This window comes from Kitasatospora sp. NPDC096140 (assembly GCF_040303045.1).
GTDB lineage: Bacteria > Actinomycetota > Actinomycetes > Streptomycetales > Streptomycetaceae > Kitasatospora.
The window spans coordinates 37,453-46,665 of the sequence record NZ_JBEOUW010000014.1; the positions used below are offsets into that span (position 1 = coordinate 37,453).

General features: G+C 76.2%; 8 protein-coding genes. 4 read left to right on the top strand and 4 right to left on the bottom strand.

Annotated elements, in window-relative coordinates; translation table 11 throughout:
• Positions 1–109 precede the first annotated feature (109 nt).
• The 3 genes from ABT048_RS16680 to ABT048_RS16690 all read right to left on the bottom strand — a co-directional run bounded on the left by ABT048_RS16680 (position 110) and on the right by ABT048_RS16690 (position 4,219).
• The gene (locus ABT048_RS16680; RefSeq protein WP_350522116.1) at positions 110–1,201 is read right to left on the bottom strand and encodes a hypothetical protein; all 1,092 of its coding nucleotides are present in this window, start codon (positions 1,199–1,201) and stop codon (positions 110–112) included.
• Positions 1,201–2,826, bottom strand: a complete 1,626-nt coding sequence (locus tag ABT048_RS16685; RefSeq protein ID WP_350522117.1) for a DUF3492 domain-containing protein — start codon at positions 2,824–2,826, stop codon at positions 1,201–1,203. The genes ABT048_RS16680 and ABT048_RS16685 overlap by 1 nt, the downstream gene beginning before the upstream one ends.
• A 490-nt stretch (positions 2,827–3,316) precedes the next feature.
• Positions 3,317–4,219, bottom strand: coding sequence for an alpha/beta fold hydrolase (locus ABT048_RS16690; RefSeq protein ID WP_350522118.1), 903 nt, complete (start codon positions 4,217–4,219; stop codon positions 3,317–3,319).
• Between the two features lie 220 nt (positions 4,220–4,439).
• On the opposite strand from ABT048_RS16690, the gene ABT048_RS16695 reads away from it, so the two are divergent.
• The 3 genes from ABT048_RS16695 (at position 4,440) to ABT048_RS16705 (ending at position 5,921) form a co-directional block, all read left to right on the top strand.
• On the top strand, positions 4,440–5,099 hold the full coding sequence (locus tag ABT048_RS16695) for a TetR/AcrR family transcriptional regulator (protein WP_350522119.1): 660 nt from the start codon (positions 4,440–4,442) through the stop codon (positions 5,097–5,099).
• Positions 5,100–5,230: 131 nt separating this feature from the next.
• Positions 5,231–5,458, top strand: coding sequence for a DUF3107 domain-containing protein (locus ABT048_RS16700; protein ID WP_350522120.1), 228 nt, complete (start codon positions 5,231–5,233; stop codon positions 5,456–5,458).
• Between the two features lie 136 nt (positions 5,459–5,594).
• Positions 5,595–5,921 (top strand): hypothetical protein, encoded by a 327-nt coding sequence (locus ABT048_RS16705; protein ID WP_350522121.1) that lies wholly within the window; start codon positions 5,595–5,597, stop codon positions 5,919–5,921.
• 8 nt (positions 5,922–5,929) lie between these two features.
• On the opposite strand, the gene ABT048_RS16710 is transcribed toward ABT048_RS16705, so the two are convergent.
• A complete protein-coding gene (locus ABT048_RS16710) occupies positions 5,930–6,658 on the bottom strand; it encodes a ferritin-like fold-containing protein (protein ID WP_350522122.1) in 729 nt (242 codons plus the stop codon).
• A 695-nt stretch (positions 6,659–7,353) separates the two neighbouring features.
• Between ABT048_RS16710 and ABT048_RS16715 the strand changes: the two genes are divergently transcribed.
• The coding region (locus tag ABT048_RS16715; RefSeq protein ID WP_350522123.1) for a DEAD/DEAH box helicase at positions 7,354–9,213 on the top strand (1,860 nt) is incomplete at its 3' end.

A 9,213-nucleotide genomic window follows, 5' to 3' on the forward strand; every position in this document is an offset into this window, starting at 1 on the left:
GGGTGTCCTTCCACGAAGCGAGGTCGGGGACGACCTGGCGGACTGAAATCAACGAAGGGACGAAACACGGATCGGGGAGCGGGCATCGGGGGCGGGGGCGCGGGCCGGATCAGCGGTAGGAGCCCGCCCGGCCCAGCACCGCCCAGGCGTACGCCAGCAGCACCGCCGCGACGGCGCCGCCGCCGAGCAGGAGGGCCGAGGGCAGGGCGCGGCCCGCGGCGAGCAGCCCCAGCGTCGCGGCGGGCCCGGCCAGCACCCCCACCGCCGCCGCGGTCGGCCGGCCGCAGTGCGCCAGCAGCGCGGGCAGCACCAGCAGCAGGCCCAGCACGCCCTGCGCCGCCCACGGCCCCGGGCCGGCCCGCTCGGCCGCCAGGTGCAGCAGCCCGCCGCCGTGACCCGGTGCCGGGCCCGGCGCGACGACGGTCCGCACGGCCAGCGCGGCGAAGGTCAGCGCGGCGAGCACCGCCAGGTGCAGGGCGACCGCGACCGGCAGCACCGGCCGCATCCGGGACCGGAACTCGGCCAGGGTGCCCGCCGCACCGAGGTGGCCCCGGCCGACCTGCCGGTACCAGCGGGCCGCCCGTTCGGCGGACCCTGCCGACACCGCCGCCGCCAGTCCCAGTGCGACGGCCGACGGGCCGTCCCCGGCCGGTACGGCCAGCGGGAGCAGCAGCAGTGCGGCCAGCCCCAGCCCGTACCCGAACGCGGCCGGGTGCCGACGGGACCGCACGGGCCACCGCGGCACCGGCGCCGGCCCGAGGGCGTCCGACGGGCGGCACGGCGGGGCGGTCGAGGGGCCGGGCCCGTCCTCCGGCGGTGCGGTCAGCACGGGCAGCAGCACCAGCGGGACGGCGGCGGTCAGCAGCACCGGCCAGCGGGCACCGAGCGCGGCCACCCCCGCGCAGGGCAGCGCGGCCAGCGCGGCGGCGGTCAGCGCCGCCCGGGCCGCGGCCCCGCGCCGAGACGGCCGGACCGGCCCGGGCTCCGCCGGGCGCCGGGGCACCCGGGCGTACAGCTCCTCGGCGAGCGAGAACAGGTCGGCGTGCCGGCAGCGGGCGGCGGCGTCCGGGCCGAACCCGGCCTCCTCCAGCCCGGCGGCGATCTCCAGCGGGTCGACGGCGTGCTCGCACAGCTCCCGGTGCTCCGCCATCACCTCGCGCACCGGGTCCACGCTGCTGCCGAGCGCCGCGCGGCCGGACATCAGACGGCCTCCGCGAACGCGGCGGGCTCCGGCGCGGCCGACGTCCGGGTGTCGGCACCCACGCCGTCCCCGCCGCCACCGTCCCCGCCGTCCCCGCCGTCCCCGGCCGGGACTCCCCGGCCGTCCGCCAGCCAGTACTCGGCGGGCCGGGCGAACGGACGCGGCGCGGGGCCGCCCCCGCCGCCGGGGAAGGCCGGGTACTGCGAGACCAGTTCCAGGTATATCTCCCGGAAGGCGCCGATCACCGGCTCCACGGCGAAGCGTTCCTGCGCCCGCAGCCGCCCGGCCAGCCCGAGCCGGGCCCGCCGCTCCTCGTCGCGCAGCAGCGCCAGGCAGGCGCCGGCCAGGGCTCGCGGGTCGCGGGCGGGCACCAGCAGCCCGGCGGGCCCGACCACCTCGCGGGCCACCCCGACGTCGGTGGACACCACCGCCCGGCCGCTGAGCATCGCGTCCGCGAGCAGCCGGGGCGCGCGCTGGGACAGCGCCGAGAAGACCACGGCCGTACCGGCCTCCCAGACCTCGGCGAGCGTCCCCGGCCGTCCGGCGAAGTCCACCGCGGCGGCCACCCCCAGCCGCTCGGCCACCGCCGCGCAGTGCGCCCGGTAGCCGGGCGCCGCCTCCTCGCCGTACAGCACCAGCCGGGCGCCGGGCAGCTCGTCGCGGACCCGGGCGAAGGCGTGCAGCGCCAGCTCCGGGTCCCGGCCGGGCTCCAGCGCGCCCGCCCACACCAGGGTCGGCGCGGCCGGTTCCGGCCCGGCGGCCGGGCGGTCCACGGCCGGCGTCCCCTCGTACACCACCCGGGTGCGGGCCGGGTCGGCCCCGCAGCGGCGCTGCCACTGCCGGTCGTGGGCGCTGCCCGGGGTCAGCACGGCCGCCTGCCGGTAGGTCTCGCCGGTGAGCGCCCGGAAGAAGGACAGCAGCAGCACCCGCACCGGCCACCGGTACGGCGCCTCGCGGTAGCCGAGGTACTGCTCGCGCAGGTGCAGGCCGTGCTCGGTGACGACGAACGGCACCCCGTGCAGGTGCCGGCCCACCAGGGCGGGCAGCGCGGCGAGCCCGCCGCCGACCACGTGGCACAGGTCGGCCGCGCCGAGGCCGCCGGGGCCGGTGCCGTACCAGGGCGCGGACAGCGGCCGCAGGCACTGCTCCAGCAGGTCGGCCGCGACCAGTACGTCGCACACCAGCGGTTGCCCGGCCGAGGTGTCCGCGCCGGGCAGCCGCCAGGTCCGCTCCAGGATCCGCCGGGCGTGCGCGGAGGCCAGGAAGGCGGGCAGCCCGCCGTCCTCGCCCGCGAGCGCCGCCAGCCGGTACAGCCCGGGGCCGAAGCCGGCCCGCTCCCCCGGCAGCACCAGCGCCCGCACCAGCTGCTCGTACGCCCCGGCGTACCTGCGTCTGCGCACCGCGCCGGGTGCCCGGCCGGCCGGCCGGCGCCCCCACAGGGCCAGGTCGCGGACGTCGCGCCAGGCGGGCGACAGCCGCTCGACGGCACCCGGGCCGTCCGGGCCGGTCAGCAGGTACAGCTCGAACTCGTGCTCCGGCAGGCCCTCGGCCAGTCGGTCGCACCAGCCTCCGGCGCCACGCTGGGGATGCGGGCGGGCACCCTCGGTGAGCAGGGCAATGCGCACGGGAGACCTCCAGGGCAGAGCGGATTCGCGGACGGATCACGGACGGATCGACGGACGGCCGAGCGGCCCGAGCGGTGGCCGGGGGCGCCCCCGTGCGCAGCGGGGACGGCCGGGGCCGGGGAGTCGGTCGGCCGGGCCGGCGCCGCGGCGCCCCGTGCGGCGGCCCGGCGGCACGGCCGCGGCCGTGCCGCGTTCCGTTCCCCCGGGCGCCCGCCCGCTCCGGCGGCCGGACCCGACCGCCGGGACCCCTGACCGCGGCCGCCCTCCGGTTTCTCCGGCGGCCGCGACTCCCCCACACCTGTTCGGTCCGACAGCAGAAAGGTAGGACCGGCCCCGGGCAATCCATCGGTCACATGCCTGGCTGCCACCTGAACGAGTGAAAGGCCGTGACCTCGACCCGAACCGGGCCGTTACCGGGCGGTACGCGCGCCCGCCCGCGACGCCCGCGTCCGGCGGGCCCGCGACGCCCGCCCGCGGCGGGCCCGCCCGCTCAGCGCGCGGTCTGCGCGATCAGCTCCCGCACCGCGCGGGCGACCTCGTCCGGGTGCTCCATCATCGCCACGTGCCCCGACTCCGGCAGCACCAGCAGCCGGGCGTCCGCGAAGGCGGCGCAGGCGCGCCGGGCCGAGCGGTAGGAGACCAGCTTGTCGCGCAGCCCGTACACCAGCAGCACCGGTGCCGTGACCTGTTCGGCCTGCCGCCACAGCGCCTGGTCGCCGCGCTCGGTGTACGCCGAGACGATGCCGCGGGCCGAGCCGATCAGCGCCTGCATCGCGTGCGGCACCTCCAGCCGGCGCCGGTACTCGGCGACCGCCTCGGCCCGGACGGCCGGGCTCAGGCTGCCCGGGTCGCCGTAGACCAGCCGCAGCAGGTCCTCGGTGGCCGCCTCGACGTCGCGCCCGTTCGCGGCCAGCCGGCGCAGCACCGCGGGCACCCCGGGGACGGCGAGCAGGCCGGTCGGCCAGGCGGAGCGCTGCGGGGGCAGCTCGGGCAGCGCGGGCGAGACCAGGGTGAGGCTGCGCACCAGGTCCGGGCGGAGGGCGGCGAGGCGGACGGCGACCGCGCCGCCGAGGGAGTTGCCGAACAGGTGGACGGGGCCGCGGTCGGCGGCCTCCAGGTAGCCGATCACCGCGCGGACGTGGCCGGAGACGGTGAGGTTGCCGTCGGTGGGCGGGTGGGAGCGGCCGAAGCCGGGCAGGTCCACGGCCTCGCCGTCGACCAGTCCGGAGAGCCGGTCCATCAGGGCCGTCCAGTTGGCGGCCGAGCCGCCGAGCCCGTGCACGAAGAGGCCCGGCTCGCGGGCGTCGGCGGCGCCGTCGGCGGCGGCCCGGTGCACCGCGAGCACCGCGCCGGGGACCTCGACCGTACGTACCTGCTGCTCAGCGCTGCTCATGGTGGACGATGGTAGTGAGCCCGGGCCCGGAGCACCCGGGGTGGTCCGGCCGTCCCTTCCCTTCGTCACACCACTGCCGAGGCCGAGGTCAGCGCCGTATTGTGGGCTCCTGACAACCAGCCGACCGTCTTTTCTCGCCTTCGCCGAACGCGGGCGCGGTTACCGAAAAGTAGAATCGGCCATCTTGCCAGCCCCGAACAGACCCGAAGTGAGGAGCGCCGTGACGGCCATCCAGGAGGCGCAGGAGCGCCCGCGCGGTGCCCGCCTGCCGCGAAGCGCCCGCCGTGAACAACTGCTCGGTGCCGCCCAGGAGGTGTTCGTCGCGCAGGGCTACCACGCGGCCGCCATGGACGACATCGCCGACCGCGCCGGGGTCAGCAAGCCGGTGCTGTACCAGCACTTCCCCGGGAAGCTGGAGCTCTACCTGGCGCTGCTCGACAAGCACTGCGACGCCCTGGTCGAGTCGACCCGCGAGGCGCTGTCGACGACCAACGACAACAAGCAGCGCGTGGCCAACACCATGGAGGCGTACTTCAACTACGTCTCCAGCGAGTCGGGCGCCTTCCGCCTGGTCTTCGAGTCGGACCTGACCAACGAGCCGGCCGTGCGCGAGCGGGTCGAGCGGGCCTCCGAGGCGAGCGCGACGCTGGTCAGCAAGGTGATCCAGGAGGACACCGACCTGCCCGAGGCGGAGTCCAAGCTGCTCGCCGCCGGCGTCTGCGGCCTGGCCCAGATCACCGCCCGGTACTGGCTCTCGCAGGGTCTGGAGATCCCGCGCGACGAGGCGGTGCGACTGGTCGCCAGCCTGTCCTGGCGCGGTCTGAAGGGCTTCCCGATGCACCCGGGCGACCTGCCCGGTGAGGGTGCCCACCAGGGGTGATCCGCCGACCTTCGCCTGGGCGCTGATCCGGTGCTCTATGGTGAAGCCGTACGGCGCGGTCGCCGCGAACGCTTGTTCCAGGCGGTCCGGTGCCCGCGCGTGGAGGCTGCAACCCCGGAGGGACGGAAGCCGTGGAGGTCAAGATCGGCGTGCAGAACGCGCCGCGCGAGATCGTGATCGAGAGCTCGCAGACTGCCGATGAGGTCCAGAGCGCGGTCGCGAAGGCGCTGGAGGGCTCGGAGAAGCTCCTCACGCTGACCGACGAGCACGGCCGTCGCGTCATCGTCCCGGCCGAGCGCCTGGCGTACGTGGAGATCGGTGAGCAGGCCGTCCGCAAGGTCGGCTTCGGCACCCTCTGAGGCGCCGCCCGAGCAGTCGTTACCGGTGCCCCGTTCCCGCGAGGGAGCGGGGCACCGCTGCGTGTACGGCCGGGTGGGGCGGGGTACGGCGACAGGTGCGGCAACGGTGCCGCACGCCCGTCCCCGGGAGGCAACCTTGCTGGTGGAGTCGCTCGCGTTCGCCCTCGTCGGCCAGGTCACGGGCGGCGCCGCACTGCTGGCCCTGCCCGCGTACTTCCGGGCTCCGCGCGCCCTGACGCTCGGCACCGCACTGGCGGCGGCACTGGTCGGCGGGGTGGTGGCGCACTTCTGCCTGGACGGGCGCTACCCGGCGGTGTCGGTGGCGGCGGCCGCACTGGCCTCGGCCGTGCTCACCTCGATGCTGGCCCGGCCGGACCTCGCCGCCGGGCGGGCCCCGGCGCACCGCCACCACCCGCACCGGACCGGCGCCCACCGCGCGCCGCGGCGGCACCGGCCCGCGTAGCCGGTCGGTCAGCTGGCCAGGCCCAGGGCGGCCATCCGCTTGGTGTGCGCCTCGGTGATCCGGTTGAACATCTTGCCGACCTCGACGAGGTCGAAGCCCTGCACCCGGACGCCGCCGACCAGCAGGTTGGACAGCGCGTCACGCTCGGCGACCACCCGCTGGGCCTGGCTGAGCGCCTCGCCCATCAGCCGCCGGCCCCACAGGGCGAGCCGGCCGCCGGCCCGCGGGTCGGCCTGGATCGCCTCGCGCACCTTGTCGACGGCGAACTGGGCGTGGCCGGTGTCGGACATGACGCCGAGCACCAGGTCGCGGGTGTCGTCGTCCAGCCGGACGGCCACCTCGCGGTAGAAGTCGGTCGCGATGGCGTCGCCGACGTAGGCCTTGACCAGGCCCTCCAGCCAGTCCGAGGGCGCCGTCATCCGGTGGAACAGCTCCAGCGGCTCGACGAACGGGCGCATCGCCTCCTGCGGGTCGGCGCCGATCTCGGCGAGCCGGTCGTGCAGGCGCTGGTAGTGCTGGAACTCGGCGGAGGCCATCCGGGCCAGGGCCGCCTTGTCGGCGAGGTCCGGCGCCAGCTTGGCGTCCTCGGCGAGCCGCTCGAAGGCGCTCAGCTCGCCGTACGCGAGCGCGCCGAGCAGATCCAGCACCGCCGCCCGGTAGCCGGGGTCGGCCGAGCACGCGGCCCAGTCGCCGATCGAGCCGGCCGCGGCGTCCTGCGTCTCACCATGGGTCTCCATGACCTGTCACCTTAAGGCCTGTCCCCGGGCTCCCGCCCGTGTCGCGACGCCGGGTGACCGGCCCGATCGTGTGATCGTGCGGCGGTCGCCGGGGGCAATGTCAGACGCGTCACGTGTTCGAGTCGTCGCCTGACTGTATGGTGGTACGGAGCCCCGTCGTGCTTGCACGGTGTCACCGCCGTCTCGGTAACCCGCGCAAGCCCGCTCCGAAGCGGCACCGTCCAGCCGGACGTGTCCGCACCGGAGGCACGGGTACTCACGTACGCGGATGCCCGGTCGGAGAGCCGATCGGCTCCGACCATGGCTTGGACTTCAAGCCTTGGCACCGCATCAGTGGCCGAGCGAGGGCCGCCGAGACCACGCCCCCTGGCGGAGGTCCCGCGCAGGTCCCTCACGGGAACCCTCCCCGACGCCGCCGGCGACGCGCCCCGCACCAGGGCAGCGCGCACCGGCCGGCCGCAGGGACCGGCGCGGTTGTGCGTCCGCGCAGCTGTAATCGGGGCCGCACAGGCCCGTACGCAGCCGCGCGGCTGCCCGCCCGCCGCTCGCTCTCGGCCCCTCCACACGGAAGAGGCAGCACCCTGTCCACCACCGCTGAACCCATCAAGACGACGTTCCGGGACCTGGGGATCCTCCCGGAGACCGCCGAGGCGCTCGAAGCCGTCGGCATCGTCCACCCCTTCCCCATCCAGGAGATGACCCTCCCGGTCGCGCTGACCGGCCACGACGTCATCGGCCAGGCCAAGACCGGCACCGGCAAGACCCTCGGCTTCGGCCTCCCGCTGATCGAGCGGGTCGTCGTGCGCGCCGACGTGGACGCCGGCCGGTGCACCGAGGAGCAGCTCTCGGACTTCCCGCAGGCGCTGATCGTCGTCCCGACCCGTGAGCTCTGCACCCAGGTCACCAACGACCTGCAGACCGCCGGCAAGGTCCGCGACGTGCGCGTCCTCGCCGTCTACGGCGGCCGGGCGTACGAGCCGCAGGTCGAGGCGCTCACCAAGGGCGTCGACATCGTGGTCGGCACCCCGGGCCGACTGCTCGACCTGGCCGGCCAGAAGAAGCTGAACCTGTCCAAGGTCCGCGCGCTGGTCCTGGACGAGGCCGACGAGATGCTCGACCTCGGCTTCCTGCCGGACGTCGAGAAGATCATCACCATGCTGCCGGCCAAGCGGCAGACCCTGCTGTTCTCGGCCACCATGCCGGGCCAGGTCATCAGCCTCGCCCGCCGGTACATGAGCCAGCCGACCCACATCCGGGCCACCGCCCCGGACGACACCGGCACCACCGTCGCCAACATCGAGCAGCACATCTTCCGTGCGCACTCGCTCGACAAGGTCGAGATGGTCTCGCGCATCCTGCAGGCCGACGGCCGCGGGCTGGCGATGATCTTCTGCCGCACCAAGCGCACCGCCGCCGACGTCTCCGACCAGCTGACCCAGCGCGGCTTCGCGGCCGGCGCGGTCCACGGCGACCTCGGCCAGGGCGCCCGCGAGCAGGCGCTGCGGGCCTTCCGCAACGGCAAGGTGGACGTCCTGGTCTGCACCGACGTCGCCGCCCGCGGCATCGACGTCGAGGGCGTCACGCACGTCATCAACTACCAGTGCCCCGAGGACGAGAAGACCTACCTGCACCGGATCGGCCGCACCGGCCGGGCCGGCGCCTCCGGCACCGCCGTCACCCTGGTCGACTGGGACGACATCCCGCGCTGGCAGCTGATCAACAAGGCGCTGGACCTGCCGTTCAACGACCCGGAGGAGACCTACTCCACCTCGCCGCACCTGTACGAGCTGCTGAAGATCGCGCCGGGCACCAAGGGTGTCCTGCCGCGCTCGGAGCGGACCCGGGCGGGGCTCAACGCGGAGGAGGTCGAGGACCTCGGCGAGACCGGCGGACGCGGCAGCCGTTCCGCCCGTTCCGGCCGCGGTCGCGCCGGACAGGGCGGCCCCGGCCGTCCGGCCGCCGCCCCGGCCGAGACCGAGGAGCAGAAGCCGCGCCGCACCCGTGAGCGCCGCCGCACCCGTCGTGGTTCGGCGCTCGGCGCCGAGGGCGAGGCCGTCGCCGGCGTGACCGAGGCCGCCGTGGCGGCCCCGGCCGTCGAGGGCGCCGAGGGCGAGGCCGCACCGCGCCGTCGCCGTCGCCGCTCGCGCGGCGGTGCCGCCGGTGAGGCCGTGGCCGCTGCCGCGGTCGAGGCGACCGTGGTGGAGGCGGCTCCGGCCGTCGAGGCCGCTCCCGCCGTCGAGGCTGCGGTGGCGGAGAAGCCGGCCGCCCGCACCCGTACCCGGACGCGCAAGCCGAAGGCGGAGGCGGTCGAGGCCGCTCCGGCCGTCGAGGCCGTCGCCGTCGAGGCGGTCGTCACCGAGGCCCCGGCCGAGGAGAAGAAGCCCGCCACCCGGACCCGCACGCGCAAGCCGAAGGCGGAGGCCGTCGAGGCCGCCACCGAGGCCGTCGTCGCCGAGGCCGTCGTCACCGAGGCCCCGGCCGAGGAGAAGAAGCCCGCCACCCGGACCCGCACGCGCAAGCCGAAGGCGGAGGCCGTCGAGGCCGCCACCGAGGCA

What these genes read in the sequence shown, in the direction of transcription:
- ABT048_RS16680 (WP_350522116.1), bottom strand. Translation starts at nt 1,201, where the DNA reads ATGTCCGGCCGCGCGGCGCTCGGCAGCAGCGTGGACCCGGTGCGCGAG.
- ABT048_RS16690 (WP_350522118.1), bottom strand. Translation starts at nt 4,219, where the DNA reads ATGAGCAGCGCTGAGCAGCAGGTACGTACGGTCGAGGTCCCCGGCGCG.
- ABT048_RS16710 (WP_350522122.1), bottom strand. Translation starts at nt 6,658, where the DNA reads ATGGAGACCCATGGTGAGACGCAGGACGCCGCGGCCGGCTCGATCGGC.